This is a genomic window from uncultured Mailhella sp., assembly GCF_963931295.1.
Taxonomy (GTDB): Bacteria; Desulfobacterota; Desulfovibrionia; order Desulfovibrionales; family Desulfovibrionaceae; genus Mailhella.
In genome coordinates this window covers 2,839,371-2,858,048 of sequence record NZ_OZ007001.1, presented here as the reverse complement: position 1 = coordinate 2,858,048, position 18,678 = coordinate 2,839,371, and the positions used below count along the sequence as shown (strand labels likewise).

At 60.8% G+C, this 18,678-nt stretch carries 14 protein-coding genes and 1 tRNA gene; 5 read left to right on the top strand and 10 right to left on the bottom strand.

Annotation, left to right across the window (positions count from 1 at the left end):
• Window positions 1-525: 525 nt before the first annotated feature.
• From recJ to ABGT79_RS12050, 7 genes are all read right to left on the bottom strand, one after another.
• On the bottom strand, window positions 526-2,247 hold the full coding sequence (recJ, locus tag ABGT79_RS12080; protein WP_346666386.1) for a single-stranded-DNA-specific exonuclease RecJ: 1,722 nt from the start codon (window positions 2,245-2,247) through the stop codon (window positions 526-528).
• A gap of 471 nt (window positions 2,248-2,718) precedes the next feature.
• Window positions 2,719-3,339 (bottom strand): guanylate kinase, encoded by a 621-nt coding sequence (gene gmk, locus ABGT79_RS12075; protein ID WP_346666385.1) that lies wholly within the window; start codon window positions 3,337-3,339, stop codon window positions 2,719-2,721.
• Window positions 3,336-3,623, bottom strand: coding sequence for a DUF370 domain-containing protein (locus ABGT79_RS12070; RefSeq protein ID WP_294487120.1), 288 nt, complete (start codon window positions 3,621-3,623; stop codon window positions 3,336-3,338). Before ABGT79_RS12070 ends, gmk begins: the two co-directional genes overlap by 4 nt.
• A gap of 2 nt (window positions 3,624-3,625) precedes the next feature.
• Window positions 3,626-4,501 (bottom strand): YicC/YloC family endoribonuclease, encoded by an 876-nt coding sequence (locus tag ABGT79_RS12065; RefSeq protein ID WP_346666384.1) that lies wholly within the window; start codon window positions 4,499-4,501, stop codon window positions 3,626-3,628.
• A 1-nt stretch (window position 4,502) separates the two neighbouring features.
• Window positions 4,503-5,846, bottom strand: coding sequence for a MiaB/RimO family radical SAM methylthiotransferase (locus ABGT79_RS12060; protein WP_346666383.1), 1,344 nt, complete (start codon window positions 5,844-5,846; stop codon window positions 4,503-4,505).
• Between the two features lie 2 nt (window positions 5,847-5,848).
• Complete coding sequence (locus ABGT79_RS12055) at window positions 5,849-7,228, bottom strand: NlpC/P60 family N-terminal domain-containing protein (protein WP_346666382.1); 1,380 nt, start codon at window positions 7,226-7,228, stop codon at window positions 5,849-5,851.
• Window positions 7,225-9,483, bottom strand: coding sequence for an ATP-dependent RecD-like DNA helicase (locus tag ABGT79_RS12050; RefSeq protein WP_346666381.1), 2,259 nt, complete (start codon window positions 9,481-9,483; stop codon window positions 7,225-7,227). Before ABGT79_RS12050 ends, ABGT79_RS12055 begins: the two co-directional genes overlap by 4 nt.
• A gap of 325 nt (window positions 9,484-9,808) precedes the next feature.
• On the opposite strand from ABGT79_RS12050, the gene ABGT79_RS12045 reads away from it, so the two are divergent.
• From ABGT79_RS12045 to ABGT79_RS12025, 5 genes are all read left to right on the top strand, one after another.
• The gene (locus ABGT79_RS12045; protein ID WP_294487111.1) at window positions 9,809-10,984 is read left to right on the top strand and encodes an aminotransferase class I/II-fold pyridoxal phosphate-dependent enzyme; all 1,176 of its coding nucleotides are present in this window, start codon (window positions 9,809-9,811) and stop codon (window positions 10,982-10,984) included.
• Between the two features lie 178 nt (window positions 10,985-11,162).
• On the top strand, window positions 11,163-12,482 hold the full coding sequence (locus ABGT79_RS12040; RefSeq protein WP_294487109.1) for a homoserine dehydrogenase: 1,320 nt from the start codon (window positions 11,163-11,165) through the stop codon (window positions 12,480-12,482).
• Window positions 12,483-12,693: 211 nt separating this feature from the next.
• On the top strand, window positions 12,694-13,062 hold the full coding sequence (locus tag ABGT79_RS12035; RefSeq protein ID WP_346666380.1) for a VOC family protein: 369 nt from the start codon (window positions 12,694-12,696) through the stop codon (window positions 13,060-13,062).
• A gap of 340 nt (window positions 13,063-13,402) precedes the next feature.
• Complete coding sequence (locus tag ABGT79_RS12030; protein WP_346666379.1) at window positions 13,403-13,768, top strand: NirD/YgiW/YdeI family stress tolerance protein; 366 nt, start codon at window positions 13,403-13,405, stop codon at window positions 13,766-13,768.
• A 138-nt stretch (window positions 13,769-13,906) separates the two neighbouring features.
• Window positions 13,907-13,983 (top strand) — tRNA-Arg (locus ABGT79_RS12025).
• 588 nt (window positions 13,984-14,571) lie between these two features.
• On the opposite strand, the gene ABGT79_RS12020 is transcribed toward ABGT79_RS12025, so the two are convergent.
• From ABGT79_RS12020 to ABGT79_RS12010, 3 genes are all read right to left on the bottom strand, one after another.
• A complete protein-coding gene (locus ABGT79_RS12020) occupies window positions 14,572-15,279 on the bottom strand; it encodes an acyloxyacyl hydrolase (RefSeq protein WP_346666378.1) in 708 nt (235 codons plus the stop codon).
• An 86-nt stretch (window positions 15,280-15,365) separates the two neighbouring features.
• Entirely contained in the window at window positions 15,366-16,592 is a 1,227-nt protein-coding gene (locus ABGT79_RS12015) for a capsular biosynthesis protein (RefSeq protein ID WP_346666377.1), read from the bottom strand.
• Between the two features lies 1 nt (window position 16,593).
• Window positions 16,594-18,675 carry a capsular polysaccharide biosynthesis protein gene (locus ABGT79_RS12010; RefSeq protein WP_346666376.1) on the bottom strand — a complete coding sequence of 694 codons (2,082 nt, stop codon included), beginning with the start codon at window positions 18,673-18,675 and terminating at the stop codon, window positions 16,594-16,596.
• Window positions 18,676-18,678 lie beyond the last annotated feature (3 nt).

Below are 18,678 nucleotides of genomic sequence, written 5' to 3'. Positions count from 1 at the left end.
CTCTCGGCCTGCCGCTCACTCGGCGCGTCTTACGCGCCGAGACGATCCCACGGATGAGCCGCAGCCATCTTGCCAGCGACACTGCCGGATCCGGTCCGCTCCGGGGAGTCCGCCTCAACGCAGAGAGAAGCCCGACTCCCCCGCGGCACGGCGCTCCGTGCCGCTACTCTTCCCTCGCGCCGTTCTTTCCCCACGCTGTTCTCCGGGCCGCCCTGCGAAACGACGCCGAGAAATCACTGTTGTTTTCGCCAGTTGTTGAAATTAATTTTCAAACCCATTCCACAACGCAAGGATTGTGCTCTGCCAGCCGTGGCCGCATCCCACAAAGACGCACAACAGACGCGCAATGCCGACGCCAGGTGCCTTCCCTCCAGTCCAATCTCCCGGACGATGGATACCGCAGCTCGGCTCCGACTCCCGGACAATTTCCGCCACACACCGGTCAGGCTTCCGGACCGCAGAGGCGTCCGCGTTCTGCTCCGGCAGAGCCGGAGCGCGCGCAAATCCAACGTCTGTCCCGCGCACTCAGGCCAGTTTCCAATCCTTGATCCGCACGTCCACGCTGGCCGCGCCGTTGTACATGTCTATGCCCGGGCTGTAGGCCAGCACGATGCGCCGCCCTTCCAGATCGGCCGGAAACAGCTCCGCCTGCCGCCAGGCCTTGGCCTGAAGCGTGATGTCGCAGCTCTCGTCGGTCAGCTCAAGAAGCACATGATTCTTCTGCGGGCCGAACAGTCTGCGCCGTTTCACCAGAAGCGGCGGCGACTGGAACACCGGCTCGGGATTTCCCACGCCGAAGGGCTGCATCATTTCCAGTTCTTTGAGGAAAATGAAGTTCGTGGCCGCCTTGAAGTCAAGCTCGCCGTCGATGAGCTGCACCGCGGGAACAGGATCGCTGCCGAGCTCCTCCCGAACCACGCTCGTGAAGCGCCTGCGAAACGCGTCCAGCTTTTCCGGCAGCACGCGCACGCCTGCGGCCATGCGGTGACCGCCGAAGGTCAGCAGCTCTTCCGCGCACCGGGCAAGCCCCGCGTGCAGATCAAAGCCGCTGATGGAGCGCCCCGACCCCTTGAGCGTGTCGCCGTCGGCGCACAGCACCAGCGTGGGCTTGTGGTACTTTTCCACCAGGCGCGACGCCACAATGCCGATGACGCCCTGATTCCAGTCCCGCCCGGCAATGACCAGCGCCGGTTCGTTCAGCGCCGCCTCGGCCTGCGTCATGGCTTCTTCGGTAATGCGTTCCTCTTCCTGACGGCGCTGGGTATTGTACCCGTCCAGCGTGCGGGCGAGATCCGCCGCGCTGTCGGCGTCCTTCGCGCACAGCAGCGCAAGCGCCGTTTCCGCCGAGGCCACGCGTCCGGCCGCATTGATGCGCGGCGCAAGGCTGAATATCACCTGCCCCGCGCCGAGACTGGCAAGCGGCGCGTAGCCGCTCACCACCTTGAGTTCGGAAATGCCCGGCCTTCTGGCTTCGGCCAGCACGAGCAGTCCGTTCTTCACCAGTATGCGGTTCTGCCCCTCAAGCTCCACGAGATCAGCCAGCGTGCCGAGCGCCACCAGATCCAGCGTGCGGCGCATGTCCATGCGCGGCGCTCCCGCTTCGGTCAGACGCGCGTTGAGTTCCGCCATGAGAAAGAACGTCACCCCCACGCCCGCCAGAGACGCGCATGGGCAGTCCGCCAGCTTGGGATTGCACAGCACCGTGGCGTCGGGAAGCTCCTCGGGCGGAAGGTGATGGTCGGCCACCACCACGTCCATGCCGAGTTCGCGGGCCCTCGCAATGGCCGATCTGTCGGAAATGCCGCAGTCCACGGTGAGCAGCATGGACGCGCCCTGCTCCGCGAGCTTCTCCACGCCCTTCGCGTTCATGCCGTAGCCTTCTTCCCGCCTGTCGGGCAGATGCCACAGCGCCTCAAAGCCGTGATGCCCGAGCACCTGCAGCACCAGCGCAGTGCTGGTCACGCCGTCGGCGTCGTAATCGCCCCAGATGGCCAGCTTTTTTCCTGCGCGAAGCCCGTCGGCCAGCACCTGCGCGGCCTTTTTCATGCCGGGCCACAGTTCCGGCCTGGCCAGGTGACGAAGCCCGGGAGAAAGATATTCCGACAGTTGATCCGGTCGCTCGACGCCGCGCAGCCAGAGCAGCTCCGCCAGACGGGGAGAAATGCCGCAGCGTTCGGCCGCATCGTAAAAGGAAACCGGAACGGACGCGCCGTCCCTGCGTGTACGGAATATCCAGTTTTTGCTCATAGGCTGTCCACTCTGCCGGGCGTCGTCGTGCTATACCGATCTCTCCCGCGATAATATGATGAGTCCTCAAACGGAGGACGAACGCGCCCGTCATGCGGCGGGCTCATGATTCATGACGAAATGTTCCGAAACGGCCGAGCAGAGCACGACGGAACCTCGTTGCCGCAAAACGCGCTGCGCCCCGAAGCACGCCGCCCCGCCTGGGCGACGCCCGGCCCCCGACGCGCAGTTCAGCGCAGCGACTGCCACGCTCAGTCTTTTGAGCGCGCCCCGAAGTTGCCGAAACAGCGCTCCGAGCCTCCGAATCGCCTCGTCCAGTCGGACGAAACGCCGGCCGGGGACACAAACGTGCCGCCCCTCAGGTCGGAGTGCGTCCATTTCACGGCAAATCAGCTTTTCCGCCGCGCCCGCGGCGCTCCTGCCGCAAACGCTTTCGCAGGCTCGACGCGTCTTTCCGGCTCCGCCGGCGGCCTACGCGCCGCAGATGCTCCGCGCGAGCTGAGGCTTGAGCGAAGGCTGCAATGTGGATGCCAGATAAAAGGAACGGAGCTGATCGTAGGCCTTTTCGAGATCGTCGTTCACGATGATGGCGTCGAACCAGTGACTGCTCATGATTTCCGTGCGCGCGTTGGACAGGCGGATGCGTATGGCTTCCTCGCTGTCGGTGCCGCGGCCGCGCAGGCGTCGTTCCAGCTCGTCCATGGACGGCGGCAGAATGAACACGAAACGCGCTTCGGGCAGAGAAAGGGAAAGCTGTGCCGCGCCCTGCACGTCGATGTCGAACAGCATGTCCTTGCCGAGGGCCAGACGGTCGCGCACGGGCTGGAGCGGCGTGCCGTAAAAATTGCCGTGAACCTCGGCCCATTCGGCAAAATACCCCTCTTCCCTGCGCTTCACGAACGTTTCCCGATCAAGGAAAATGTAGTCCACGCAGTCCTTCTCGGTGCCGCGGGGGGCTCTGGTCGTGCAGGAAATGGAAAACTCCAGGGGAAACTCTGCGGTCAGGCGGCTCACGAGCGTGGTCTTTCCCGTGCCGGAAGGCGCGCATATGACAAAAGGCAGGCCGCGGCGGGGGCCGAAATCAGTCTTCATATATCATCCTCAACTTCATCATCGGAGCCGTCCGCGCCGCTCTGCGACGCAAAGCGCTGTCCGAGCGTGTCCGCGGAAATGGCGGAAAGTATGACATGATTGGAATCAGTAACCAGAATGGCTCTGGTCTTGCGCCCCTGGGAAACGTCCACCAGACGCCCTTCGGCACGGGCGTCGTCGCGCAGACGTCGCATGGGCGAGGAAAGAGGGTTCACAATGGCCACCACGCGGGAAGCCAGAACATAGTTGCCGAACCCTACGTTGACAAGCTGCTGACGCGCCATGACTACTCCAGGTTCTGCACCTGTTCGCGGCACTTCTCAAGCTCGTTCTTGCAGTCCACCACGATGCGGGAGACCTGCGCGTCCTGAATCTTGTTGCCGCAGGTGTTGATCTCGCGGAAACTCTCCTGAAGCGTGAAGTCCAGCTTGCGCCCCGCGTCTTCGCCGCTCTCCATGAGCGAGGCCAGACGCACGAGATGGGAATGCAGACGAATGAGTTCTTCCGTCACGTCAAGCTTGTCGGCCAGAATGACCACTTCCTGAAGAAAACGGTTTTCCTCAAGTTCTCCGCCGAGCGAGTTCAGCATGTCTGTAAGACGTTCGCGCACCTGCTCGAAACGGGCGGCCTTGACCTCGGGAGCCCGTTCCTCAATGGCCGAAATCCACTCCGCCATGCGGCTGAATCTGGCTTCCAGATCACGCGCAAGCGCCACGGCCTCGGTCTCGCGGGCCTCGTTCCAGTCCGCAAGCGCGCCTTCAAGCCCGGCGGCCAGCGCGTCGAACAGCGCCTCGTCTTCTTCCCCACCCGACGTCCAGAGCGGCGAAAGCTGCATGAGCGCCATGTAATCCACGTCGAAGATGTCTCCGCGCGACGAAGCGAAGGCCTTCACCGCATCCAGCATGGCCGACGCCTGCGCCGCGTCGAAGCTCACGCGCGAAACGCCGGAAAACTGCAGATTCAGCGAAATTTCCACGCGCCCGCGCGAGGCGAAGCGACGCACGATCTTTTCAAAGCGGGCCTCCATGTTGCGGGCCTGCGGCGGAAGCTTCCACTTGAGGTCGAGGAAACGGCTGTTGACGCTGCGGATCTCCCAAGTCTGGACCACGTCGCCGTTGTCCTGCTGAAAACGGCCGAAGCCCGTCATGCTGCGAAGCGGCATATCATTCTCCTGAAGGGTAGGTCGTGAGGTTTTCTTCCCCTGCGGGGCGTACGATAATCAAATTTCCTTCCACGCGCACGGGCTGCGCGCAGACAAGCTCATGATCGCCTCTGCGCGCCACAACTTCGTCTTCCATGCGGCAGTCGGCGTACCATTCATTGTTTCCGTGGCGGGCGTCGGCGCTGTCGAAGGCCACCCGCATGACGGGCTGCGCAAGCTGCTCCTCAAGAAAGCGCGCGTGCTTTTCCGCCATGAGCGAGCGTACTCTCGCCGCGTGCTGCTGGCGCACCTTTTTGGGCAGCTGCTTCAACGCCGCGGCGCGGGTGCCGGGGCGCTCGGAATAGGGAAACACGTGGGCGTAGGTCATGGGCAGAGCGCGCAGCATGTCCAGCGTTTCCTCCGTCTCTTCCTCGGTCTCGCCGGGAAAGCCCATGAGAATGTCTGCGCCGAGCCCCATCACCGGCCAGAAACGACGCATCTTTTCCACGGCCTCGGCCACGCTCTGCGGAGAATAGGGCGAACGCCCCATGCGCTGAAGCACGGCCATGCTTCCGCTCTGCAGCGACAGGTGCAGATGCGGACACACCATGCGGCAGCCTTCCAGCGTTTCCAGACAGGCTTCGTCCGTCACCTGCGCCGGATCAAGCGAGCTCAGGCGAAAACGAGCCCTTCCCTGCCATTCCGGCGAAAATTCCGCGTCCATACGTTGCAGCAGCGTCCAGAAATTGCGGCCGTCCTGCCCGTCCGCGTGGAACTGACGCAGATTCACGCCGGAAATCATGATTTCCCGGTATCCGGCCTCCAGAAGACGCCGCGTTTCGGCCAGAATGTCGTCCACGGAGCGGCTGCGCGCCGGGCCGCGCGTGAGCGGAATGATGCAGTAGGCGCAGCCCTGTGAACAGCCGTCCTGCACCTTGACCACGGGTCTTGCCCGCCGGAACGAACTGATGGAAAACGGCGCAAAGCGCGGTCTCCCCTCTTCCGGCACGGTGAAGTCGGTCATGTCCAGGGGATGGCCGCGCAAAAGCACGAACTTGTCCTTCTGCGGAATCACGGCGGCCACGCCCGGCAGCGCAAAGTCGGCGGGTTCCGCCGAAGACGCGCAGCCTGCGGCAAAAATGCGCGCCTGCGGATTGAGACGGCCTATTTTGCGCGTCATCTGTCTGGCGTCGCTCACGGCCTGCGCCGTCACGGCGCAGGAATCCACCAGCACCACGTCCGCCTCGGCCGGATCGTCGATTTCCGAGCCGCCGAGACTCTGCCACCATTCGCGGATGGCCTGCGTTTCGTACTGGTTCACACGGCAGCCGTAGGTAATGGTATAAAATTTAAACGTCTTTTCCATGCCTACCGTCCGCCGATGATGGAGTAGCCGCGCATCCTTTCGATGAGCAGCCCCTTGGGATCCACGTCGCTTCTCTCGCTGCCGGGCCGCACGCCGGTAATCACGGCCCTGCCGAGAATAATGCGTCCTTCGCGTCCGTCGCGCAGCCGGCTGCGAACGCCCCAGATGTCGTGGAAGAACACGGGCTGCCCTTCAAAGCGCCCCACGTAGAGTCCGATGTGTCCGGGCAGCCAGAGCAGCGTGCGGAACGGTTCCGCTCCGCGCTCGATGGCCTCGATCTTGGCGGAGGCGCTCATGCCCTGAAGGCTGTGAAGATCGCCGAATTTGGCCTGCGCTGCGGAATTGCGGGGCAGCCAGATGCCGAAAGGCGCGAACAGGTCGCGCATCATGGCAGAGCAGTCCCTGTTGCCGTACATGCCGCCCCAGCCATAATTTTCTCCCATCATGCGGTCGCCAATGACGGCCACGGCCTGCGCAGTGAGCGGCTGCGGCATGGGCAGCGCCGCGCCGGGCTCCAGAACTACGGAAACAATCTTTGCCGAAGCGTCGGAGCCGCGCGCCGGAACCAGCGTCCGTCCGCCCTCAACGGGGAGCACCGTGCCGATGTTCGCAAGCGCAAGAAACGCGCTGCCGTTTTGCAGGGAAACGCCTTCCCGAACCACGGCTTCCAGCGGCGCGCTCTTCCACAAAGCGCAGAAGGACTCGTCGGCAAAGGCCACGCTGTCCGCCTGCACCCAGCCCCAGGCCATGGGACTCTGCACCAGAAGCCACGCGTCGTCGCGGCTCGCGTGATACGCCATGAGCGGCGTGCCCACGGCCACGGAGCTCTGCTGAAAATCGTCGAAGGGCCAGCCCTGCCCAGCGCCTTCCACACGGGCGAACCGGGGCTTCACGGTGGGAGCCAGGCGAAGATCCGCAGTCCTCACGGCAATGGCCGGACGTCCCGGCCCGGACGCCTCGTCCAGCGCGGCGTTGTAACGCATCCTTTCCCAGGCCGCATCGCTCCACGGACGCAGATTTTCCGCATATCCGCGCTTGCCGGGCGACCAGTTCAGCACGGCCTCGAACTCGCGCAGCGTGGCGCGCGAAAGTTTGCCCGAATCCCAGGGCGCAAAGAATCTCCGGCGGAAGGCCTGCATGTCCTCATCCGCTGCCGCCTGCGAGCGCAGAAGCGCGTTGCCTCCGGCCTGCCCGGCAAAGAGCGCCAGATTCTGGGGAATCACGTTCACGTCCCGCACCTCGCCTGCGGCGTTCTGCGGCTGCACTGGCATCTTCGGCTGCGGCGCGCAGCCCGCAGCGGCCACCGCTCCGGAAAGCACAAGGCACAGCAGCGCGGCTCTTGCGCCGAACATGCTCTTTTTCCAATCGTACGTCACTGTCATGATGTTTTCACGTCCTTTCCCGCGCGGCGTCCGGAGGAAGAGCCCACTTCGGGCAGCATGTCGGCATGCACCGATCCTTCGCTGCCGGCCAGCCGATGCGCCAGCCAGGTATAACGTCTGCGGATGTGATTGTTCTTCACCGCTATGGCCAGCGCCCTCCACTCGCCCACCAGCACCACCATTTTGCGTCCGCGCGTCACCGCGGTGTACACCAGGTTGCGCTGCAGAAGCATGAAATGCTGCATCATGAGCGGAATGACCACCACCGGATACTCGCCGCCCTGCGACTTGTGAATGGAAATGGCGTAGGCCGGAACAAGCTCGTCCATTTCCTCCCAGAGATAGTTCACGTTGCGGTCGTCGAAGCGCACGGTCACTTCGCGCTCCTCAGCGTCCAGATAAATGATGGTTCCGGTGTCGCCGTTGAACACGTCCTTGTCGTAGTTGTTGCGCACCTGCATGACCCGGTCGTTCAGGCGGAACTGTCTCTCGCCCCGCACAAGAGAGGTCGGCTGCGGATTTACGGCGTCCTGAAGGCGGCGGTTCAGACTGTTCACGCCCACGGCTCCGCGCAGCATGGGCGAGAGCACCTGAATGTCTTCCGTGTGAAAGCCGAACTTGCGGGGAATGCGGTCGCGCACGAGGTCCACCACGAGATCGGCGGCGGCCTCGGGATCGTCCTGCTTGAAAAAATAGAAGTCCGTTTTCTGGCCCGCCCGCTGATGCAGTTCCGGCAGCTCTCCCTTGTTGATGAGGTGTGCGTTGCAGATGATGTCGCTTTCCGCGGCCTGACGGAACACTTCCAGGAGCTCCACCACGGGCACCGCGCCCGACGCGATGACGTCGCGCAGCACGTTGCCCGGCCCCACGGAAGGAAGCTGATTCACGTCGCCCACCAGAATGAACGTGGCTCCCACGGGCGCGGCCTTCACCAGATGATACATGAGCATGGTGTCCATCATGGAAGCCTCGTCCACCACCAGCAGTCCGCACGCGAGAGGATTGTTTTCGTTGCGGTTGAAGCCGTCTTCCGAAGGACTGTATTCGAGCAGCCGATGAATGGTCCGCGCCTCCATGCCGCTCGCCTCGGACATGCGCTTGGCGGCGCGGCCCGTGGGCGCGGCCAGCAGAATGCGCGCCCTTGCCTCCTGAAACACCTTGATGATGGCGTTCAGAATGGTGGTCTTGCCCGTGCCGGGGCCGCCGGTGAGCACCATGACCTTGGAGGCGGCGGCCGTATAGACGGCCTGCTTCTGCTCTTCGGCAAGCTCCATGGGCATGGCGGAAATGACCCGCTTCACCAGTTTTTTCGGCTCGGGAATGTGCACGGACTTCGGCGAATGCAGCAGTCTGTGCATGTAGAAGGCTATCTTCGATTCATAAATGTAGTTTCGCGTGAGGTACACGCCTTCGTGATCGCCGAGGTCCTCGATGACCACGCGCTCTTCGCGCTCAAGATCGGACACGGCCTCGTCCGCCATTTCCGGGGGAATGGAGAGCTTCTGCACGGCCTCGTCCACCAGCAGATTGCGCGGATAGTACACGTGCCCGTCTTCGGTGAGGCGCATGAGCAGATACAGTACGCCTGCCTCGGCCCGCAGAGGGCTTGATTCATCGAAGCCGAGCTTGCGGGCCAGCGCGTCCGCCGTGGTGAAGCCTATGCCGTGAATGTCCATGGCCAGGCGGTAGGGATTCTCGCGCACCACGACCAGCGCCTGCGCGCCGTACTGACGATAGATGCGCACCGAAAGCCCGGCCGTGACGCCGTGGGGCTGAAGAAAAATCATGAGCTCGCGAATGCCCTGATGCTCCGCCCAGGAGGCCTTCATGGCTTCCAGGCGCTTTTTGCCGAAACGGGGCAGTTCGAGCATGCGCTCGGGGTCGTGATCCATGACGTCGAGCGTGCTTGCGCCGAAGTGCGCCACGATGCGGTCAGCCCACTTCGGCCCTATGCCCTTGATGCAGCCGGACGCGAGAAAAAGCCGTATGCCCTCTTCGGTGGCGGGCAGCTCTTCCTCAAACGAGGTCATCTGTATCTGACGGCCGAACTTCGGATGCTTGATCCAGCGGCCCTTCACGCGCAGCCGGGCGCCGGGCTGCGGCGAAGACATGCTGCCCACCACGGCCACCGGATCTTCCCGTCCCTCCACGCGGAGCCGGAATACCGTCCAGCCGTTTTCCGCGTTGTGGAAGACCACGCGCTCCAGCGTGCCGGAAAATTCCTCCGGGCTGTCGGCGCCATCCTGGGTCAGCATATCCATTTGTTCCATATTTTTCCGCCACGGGCTCTGTTATAGAAAAAGAAAAGCCGGGCAGCCCTCATGCCGGCCTCTTTACAACTCCCTTGATGTACTACTATAAACAGGAAATATCATCAAGGCAGACTCCGTCGGGTGCGCGTCATGCCAGCGCGTCCCCGGCATCGTCCAAGGTCTGCACCCCGCCGTATGCCGCGCAAGCGCCCGGCATGCCAGTAATCCTCAGCAGTTCAGACTGCGTCGAGGCAGCCCGGAAGCGTCATGCCAGCGCCCCGGGAAAACGCACGGCCCGGCCTGGCTTTTTCCGTACTGTGAGGACAGTATGCCCGAATTTTCGAGGATAGACCGTCTCCCTCCCTACGCCTTCGCCGTTGTGGGAGACATCAAGAAGCAGCTCCGCCAGCAGAACATCGACATTGTTGACCTGTCCATGGGCAATCCCGATCTGCCGACGCCCAAATTCATCGTGGACAAACTGTGCGAAGCGGCCCGCAAGCCCGTGAATCACCGCTATTCCGTTTCCCGCGGCATTCCGAACCTGCGCAAGGCCATCTGCGATCTCTACGCCCGCCGCTACGACGTGCATCTCGATCCCGAAACGCAGGCCATAGCCACCATCGGTTCCAAGGAGGGGCTCGCCCATCTGTGCCTCGCCATGCTGAACCCCGGCGACGTCGTGTTCGCGCCCGATCCCACCTATCCCATCCACGTGTACGCCCCCGTCATCTGCGGGGCCGACGTGCGCCGCATTCCCGTAGCCGAAGACCGCGACTTCTTTGAAGATCTGCTCACCGCCACCAAGCAGACCTGGCCCAAGCCCAAGCTGCTCATCATCAGCTATCCGCAGAACCCCACCACGCAGGTCGTGGATCTGCCCTTCTTCGAGCGCATCGTGGAATTCGCCAAGGAACATAAAATGTGGGTCATCCACGACATGGCCTACGCCGATCTGTGCTACGACGGCTACAAGGCCCCGAGCTTCCTGCAGGCCAAGGGCGCGGAAGACGTGGGCGTGGAATTCTATTCCATGACCAAGGGCTACTCCATGGCCGGATGGCGCATGGGCTTCTGTCTCGGCAACCGCGACCTCGTCCACATTCTCACCCGCATCAAGAGCTATCTCGACTACGGCATCTTCCAGCCCATCCAGATTGCGGCCACCGTGGGCCTCAACGCCCCGCGCGACGCCGTGGAAAAAATCTGCGACGAATACCGCAAGCGCCGCGACGTGCTCTGCGCGGGCCTCAACCGCATAGGCTGGCCCATCACGCCGCCCAAGGCCACCATGTTCGCGTGGGGCCGCATTCCCGAACCGTTCCGCGCCATGGGCTCCATGGAGTTTTCCAAGCTGCTGCTGCAGAAAGGCCACGTGGCCGTGCAGCCGGGCATCGGATTCGGACAGATGGGCGACGAATACGTGCGCTTTGCCCTCATCGAAAATCAGAAACGCACCAGACAGGCCCTTCAGGGCATCAAGAAGGTGCTTCAGGAAGGCTGATCCCTCCGCTCAAAGACGGGCGAAGCACATGCGCCCGTCTTTGAGCGCCGTTTGACATCACGCCGCCCCCCGACGGATACTCCGGACGGCCGGACCGCCAACCGCCAACCGCCCGCAACACCGGAAAAATCCGCCGTCGGCACTTCCGGCACAACCTCTTTCCTCCTTTGGAGCTTGCATGTCTCAGAACCTTTGCATCGGTATCGCCGGCCTCGGTACGGTCGGCAGCGGCCTCGTGGAAATGCTGCAAAAGAATCACGACGAAATTCTGCGCAGAACCGGCCGCGAAATTACGATCAAGGCGGTGGCCGTCCACAATCTCGCCAAAAAGCGCGATCTGCCCGCAGGCGTCGTCCTCACCGACAACGCCCTGTCCCTTGCCGACGACCCCGACATTCAGGTGGTCGTGGAACTCATGGGCGGAACTACCACGGCCCGGGAACTGATTCTGCGCTCCATGGAAAACGGCAAGTCCGTCGTCACGGCCAACAAGGCGCTGCTTGCCGAATACGGCCGGGAAATCTTCTCGCTCGCCGCAAGGAAAAACGTGGCCCTCGGCTACGAAGCCAGTTCCGCGGGCGCCATTCCCGTCATTCAGACCCTGCGCGACAGCCTTGCCGGCAATCACATCACCTCGGTGATGGGCATCCTGAACGGCACGTCCAACTACATTCTTTCCGAAATGAACAGCCACGGCTTCGACTTCCCCACCGCGCTCAAGGAAGCGCAGGATCTCGGCCTTGCCGAAGCCGATCCCTCGCTGGACATCGACGGTCAGGACGCCGCCCACAAGCTGGTGCTGCTCATCCGACTGGCCTGGGGCGTCCACTACGATTTCTCCCAGCTCTCCATCGAGGGCATCCGCGGCCTCAATCCGCTGGACATACAGTTCGCCCGCGAGTTCGGCTACCGCATCAAGCTCATCGGTCAGGCCCGCGACGAAAACGGCAAAATCGAAGCCGGAGTGTTCCCCGCGCTCGTGCATCATTCCATGCTCCTTGCCCGGGTGAACGGCGCCTACAACGCCGTGCGCATCGAAGGCAACGCCGTCGGCTCGCTGTTCCTGCACGGCCTCGGCGCGGGCAGCCGCCCCACGGCCAGCGCTGTGCTCGGCGATCTGCTGGCCCTGGCCCGACGCGACGACGTGAACAGCTCCGAAGCCAACACCGGCTTCGTTCACACCCTGCCCGACGCCGAAATTCTTCCTTCCGACGAGGCGGAAAGTCCCTGGTACGTGCGCGCCACCGTGCGCGACACCCCCGGCGTGCTGCGCGACATCGCCACCGTGTTCGCCAAGGAAGGCATCAGCTTCGCCCAGCTCATTCAGAAGGCGGCCACCCGCGACGACTGCGTGTCCCTCGTGCTCATGACGCACGACACTACCGGCCGGGCCATCAAGAAGGCTACCCGCATTCTCCACGAAGACGGAACCCTGCTCGTGCCCGCCACCTGCTTCCGCATTCTTGCCTTCAGCGGAAACGAGGCGGAGGGAGCCTGAGTCTGACCGTCCACAGGCGTCGCAGACTCCGAAGCGGCGTGTCTTCTTTCTCGACGAACGCCGCCGCGTCTTCCCCAAATACGCCCGCCGGGCAAACATTCCGCTCCCGCCGACGCGGGCACGGCAAAACGACAAAACACGGAAAGCGCCCCCCTCTCACGCGCATCCTTTCTCCATTCTCCGTCACAACGCTCTAACATCGAGGCATGCCATGACTTCTTTCGATCATGTCCATCTTTGCTGCACCGACCTTGACGCCATGATTGCGTTCTGGACCAAGGCCTTCGGTGCGGAATTCGTCCGCTTCCGCAAATTCGGCGGAGCCGACGGCGCCGTCGTCACGCTCACCGGCGTGCAGATTTTCCTCAAGAAAATTTCTGCCGACTCCTCCATGCCCGACGGTTCCGCCTGCGGCATCAACCATATCGGCGTCCGCGTGGACGATCCCAACGTCATGGCCGAAACTCTCGTCAACGAATTCGGCTGCAAACTGATCAACAAGGCGAGCGACAACTGCTCCTTTGTGGCCGGACCGCAGGGCGTCACCTTTGAGCTCATGCGCGTCGGCGCCGAAGTCTGACGCACGCACGGTCTTCCAGACGCCAAGGCCCTCATTCCTTGGCAGGCAGAGCCGGATTAACCGCGCCTTCCGGTCGGCATCGCCGCTCCCCGAGTCTGAAATCCGCAACAGATTCTCCCAGATACGACAAGAACAACCGCTCCGAGAGCACGTCTCTTCGAGCGGTCGCTCTTGTATTAAGCACTCGTCAATAGTGTCGAGCTGAGCTCGACATACTCTGCGGCATTTCAAATATTTTGAAATGCCACAAAAACAGATTTCATCTGTTGCAGCCGTTATAAAAATACTCTACCATCATCTGCAACGACATTCATATCCGTATATTGTACCGGAGGATAGCATGAAAATTTCCGTTCTGGCCGCATCCCTGTCCATAGCTCTGCTGATATCGACCTCGGCATATGCCGGATTCCGGGGCCCCAGCGACAGCCAGAAACTCATCAACACCGTGCAGGCGGCCGTCAAGGCCGGCGACATGACCACCTGCGTTCTCGAAGGCAACATCGTCAAGCATCTGGAGAAAAACAGATACACTTTCCAGGACAAGAGCGGCACCATGACCATAGACATTCCTCCGCACGTGTTCGGTCAGCTTGACATCACGCCTCAGGATACCGTCAGAATCACGGGCGAAATCGGCAAGAAAAGGAACGCCGACGCGAAGGATCTGCATCTTCGCGTGCGCTACATCGAAAAAATTTCCTGAGCCGACGCGGTGTTGTGCAGCACATGAAGCAGCGGCCGCCTATGCCGGACGACGTAGCGCGTCATGACGCCGTCTTGTCAGCTCGTGCTTTTTCCACCCTTGACAGTCTCGTACCCAAGGGCTAATCTTTCTTTTCGTGTCCTCGTAGCTCAGATGGATAGAGCGACTGCCTCCTAAGCAGTAGGCCGCGTGTTCGACTCACGCCGGGGACACCATAAATTTCAGGCACTTATGAGGATAACTTCATAAGTGCTTTTTTCGTATATCACGCCATATATCACAAGGAAGGCAAAAACAGTAGAAAGGTCCCCCTGGTAGACGAACAGAAAACGACAGCCTTGAAAGCATCAAAACGGTCTGCCCAGATCCCAGACTGTCAGTTTTTTGGAGAAAACTACTTTTTACCCTACACAGACCGAGGCAGCGACCTGGGGGAGGAAATCTTTTAAGGCTGTCTTCTATTACGCCACCCCAGGTTCGGCACAAACTTGTGCGCGACTGCCAGATTGTGTTTCCCTTTTTTGTCGCTGACCGACATCGCTCTGCGGCGACCACGGTCGGATATGAACAAACATGAATTCGATCGCATGATTGACCTCTCTTTAGCACAGCTCTATGTGATCGTTCATATCAAGAGAATAATAATTCTCGACACAGCCATAAGGTTGTCAAAGTACTCAACACTACAATAATATACTGAAATGGATAAGCAAATGGATTACAATATAGATCAATTGCATTAAAATAATAAAGCCCCCAGACAAGCAGAAAACGCATATCCGGAGGCTACCTGTCCAAAGAAGTTAGAAGGTGGCGCGCAGGCCCAGGCTCACCATATGAGCGAAGTTGCGGTCGGTATTCAGGTTGGCACAGATGCTCTGCGAAGCATCGGAGAGACTGCCGCGGGCAAAACCATCGCCCATCATGAGGAAACGGTAGCCGAGATCAACGGCAAAGGTGTCGTTGACGGCGTAGGAGAAGCCGAGGCCGATCTGACCGGCAAACACGGCCTTGGTGTCGCTCGCACCGCCGCCGTAGTTCTCCACGCCGTTGTTCCAGCTGTACTTGCTCTTCAGAATCCCCATACCGGCACCGGCGGTCACATAGGGAGTGACCTGATAGAAGGTGAGGTCATGCAGATCCCAGTACACATTGAACAGCACGGTCTGCAGGCTTTCTTCCATCTCAATGGCGGACGCATGGCCGTCTTCATGGAAGTCGTCGGACACGGAGCCGTAGGCGGCGTATTCGAGTTCCATACGGAAAGGCATGTCGAAGTTGCGGCTGAAGTCGTACCCCACGGCCAGACCTCCGCCCACACTCACGTCGTGCGTGGAATGGCTGTAGGCAAGGCCCTGATCACCGTACACGTTGCCTCGGAAGTGCTGAACGTTCAGCATGACTCGGGGGGCAACATACACGCCCATGGCATCTTCAGCAGCGGACGCGGCCTGTGCACAGGGCAACATAAGAACAGCGGCCAGGATGGCACTCAAACAGAACTTTTTCATAATGAGTCTCCTCGTGTTGAAGGTTTACCTGCCCCGGACATGAAGGGCAGAGAGTGTCTTTTCTCGGCAGAACACTCGCCAGAGTATTATTTCGGCAGCATGTCGCGATGAGGCGACATAGTGTCCAGTCTGTCGGCACAGCCTTTAACGGCCAGCTCAAGCCCCCTGCCGAAGTAGAAATTTCCGTTCACAAGAGCACGGTTCAAAAGCAGCTTTTCAAAATCATGTAACAGCCCGGAATCCGGTCCGTGATACTCCGTCCAAAACCGGGAAAGACTGCATTCCTTCTCACTTTGAGCAAGGCCCGGCATGGCATAAATAGACTTGCCCACGCAGTACACTGCCTTGCCCTGTTCCAGAGCCTGCATGCCCATGGTGCTGTTCAAAAGCACCACGGCCCGGCTTTTGCGTATCATGTCCAATCCATTGCCGCTTTCCACAAAAAGTACACGATCTTTTATACCGCAGGCCTCACTGAAGCGGCGGATGAATCGATCATAACGAATGAGGCCGCTGTCCAGTGGGTGATTGCGGATAACAAGGTGCGTTTCCTGCGGCGAGTGCTGGGCAAACGAGGTCATGACCCATGCGATGGCCTCCTTCATGCCACTGAAGGGCGAATAACGCCGTACCTGTGAATCGGAATCAAGCTGAAGCGGAAAAAGAAAGAACGGCGCATCATTGAGATGGGACAACGCCTTTGCCGACAGCTTCATGCGATGGCGACGCGTGAAGAAGTGCGGCACCCAGCCGCTGAAGAGCTCCTTTAAATGGCCGTACGGGCGATGCGTACGATAAAACGGGAAAAACGGCATGGACAGGATGGAGGCCCCGGCATAAAGCACGGCCTGAAGCTGACGGCGCGCAATGGGATTGGGCGACGACTCGGGGCGTGACAGCTCGACATAGCGGCGACTTTCCGCCCGCACCTCTTCCGGGGTATGCGGCAGCGTGGAATTGCCGTTCACTCCCCCCTGCTCCATGGTTATCCAGTGAGGACGCAGATACCCCTCATCAAAGGCCCACACCCGTATGCCGTTCAGCCGCGCAATGTGCACAGCCTCGCGGTGATGCGGCCGCCAGTCGCCGAAGACCAGAAGATCCGTCACGTTCCGCCGCATCATGAGTCTGTGCACCCAGGCGCTCCAGTCCGACGTGCGGCCGTGATAGCAAAGCGATCCACGCGGCCAGTCCAGAACATCGCCGCCACACAGGTTCACCCGCGTCACCTCATGCCCGCGGGATTGCAGCTCCTCACCGAGAAGCCGGAAAAACGGTCCATGCGGCCCCTGGAGGAAAAGGAAACTCGCCATATCAGAACACCTTTCTTACCAAAGCACGAAGGGCAGCAAACACGCGCACAAGATACTTGCCCTTCATCTGCCCGCCGTCCTGGAGCAGACGGCTGCACACGTCCTCCGCCGTGCAGAAGCCCGCCGTTTGCCAGTCGTAATAACTCGGATACAGCAGGAGGACGCCGGCTGTGAGCTCGTCCAGAGTCAGGCGCGCCGTACGCCGGCCCAGAAAGGAACGCTCAACGGCATAATCTTCCGTAAGCCCCCAGCCCGCGTAGAAGGGGCCACCGTAGGCACACACCTTCACCCCGCGCAGGAGAGCCTCGAAACCGGTCAGGGAAGTGAGCGTATGCACTTCGTCCACCATGCCGAGCAGCACGTCCATGCGCACGTCGCGCACGATTTCGTCCGCCACACGCAGAGTCTCGGCATCGGCCATATTTCCCTTACGGTTTCCGACCTCCACGTCCGGGTGGGGCTTGTAGATGATGAAGGCGTCGGGATTTCGGCGGCGCACTTCCCAAAGAAGTGCAAGGTTGCCAGCAAGACCACAACCGCCGAGCCGCACCGAGGCATCATCCTCCACCTGACCGGGCACCAACAGCACCCGGCGGTCGGAAGGCCAGTGACGGGAAAACTCGCTCTGTCCCACATTATACTTGGTCAATCCCTTCTGAACGATGAACTCGCGAAGCGCCCGGGCCCTGCGGCACAGCTCATCATGGTCCACACGCTGCGGTAGTTGCTGAAGGATGGTTTCAAGGTCGCTCGTCTGTGTGGGGTCGTAATAGATTCCCTGCCTGTCAAGCACCAGAGAGTACGGCCACTGAAAGTTCGAACCAAGCCCCACGGAGCGTATGAATCCGTCCTCCATGCGCACCAGAGGCACTCCCGCTTCACGACAGCACTCTTCCAGTGTTCCGCCCACGCATTTGGACGACCATGCCACTACGTCCCCTCCGTGCTTGACGGCACTGGCAACGGCCCCCTGCTTACCGAAGAAGTATTTGAAAAATCCGAAGGAAGCCCCGGTGCTCTGCAAAAAGGCCCGAGCGTGCGGATGCTTCCAGCGAGAATACCCGAAGCAGGCGTGAAATCCGCGGTTCTTCTCGTTCTTCTCCCGCTGCACGGCAAGCCGGGCAATGGCGTCATGAATGTCACATCGCTCCCCGGTGACGGGATTCACATATCGGGCGTAAAGCAGGTATGCTGCCGCAAACACTTCCAAAAATGTACGCTTTTTTATCCGGCGCGGACAGGACAAGGCATCATGTGTGACCCCCCAGTTCGCATAAAACGGCATACCGAAACAGTACACCCTCTTTCCCAGCATGAGAGCCTCAAAGCCCATCTGCGAAGTAACGCAATACACTACGTCCGCCTGCGCAAGGAGAGAGAGCGGAGCAACATCTTCCGCAATCAGCTCGGCACCGCAGCGCTTCGCCTCCTCGGTAAGATATCCTTTTTTCTTTCCGGCCAGCACATCGGGATGCGTCTTCACATAAAGCTGCGCACGGGGAAATCGCTGCTTCGCATCATCCAGCATAGCAGTAAAAGACGAGGCGTCCGCCATGCCGAGAGTCACCGAAGCATCCCCCACAGTCTGGTCGATGATGAGCACGCGCAGAGCATCCGCCATTTCTGAAAAACTCGAGTACCTGGCCTTCTCTTCCAGAAAACCAGGTACAGCATCCGGCGCATGATTATACTTGCTGAGACCATGGCGAATAATGGCAGCAAGCGCCCTGTCTGCCGAAGTCATAATCTCCGGCGTCTGCCATCCCTCGGAATTTAAAAGGTTTTCAAGGTCTGAAGGGCCTGTAGCGTCATAGTAAATACCTGTGTAGTCCACTACCAGAGAAAGCGGAGCCGCTCCTTGACAACCAAGCCCTAGAGAACGCAGAAATCCGTCCTCCACGGCAATGTACGGAAGATGATGCCTTGCCGCATATCGCCGTGCCCTCATCGCCGTGTTTTTGTGTCCCCAGCCCACTACTCCTGCAGCATCTTTTTTACCCAGCCATGAGACACTTATCCTGGTGCCAAGAAAAGACGTAATATATGGAATCCTTGCAATCCGAGGAGTTAAAGTAATGAACATGAA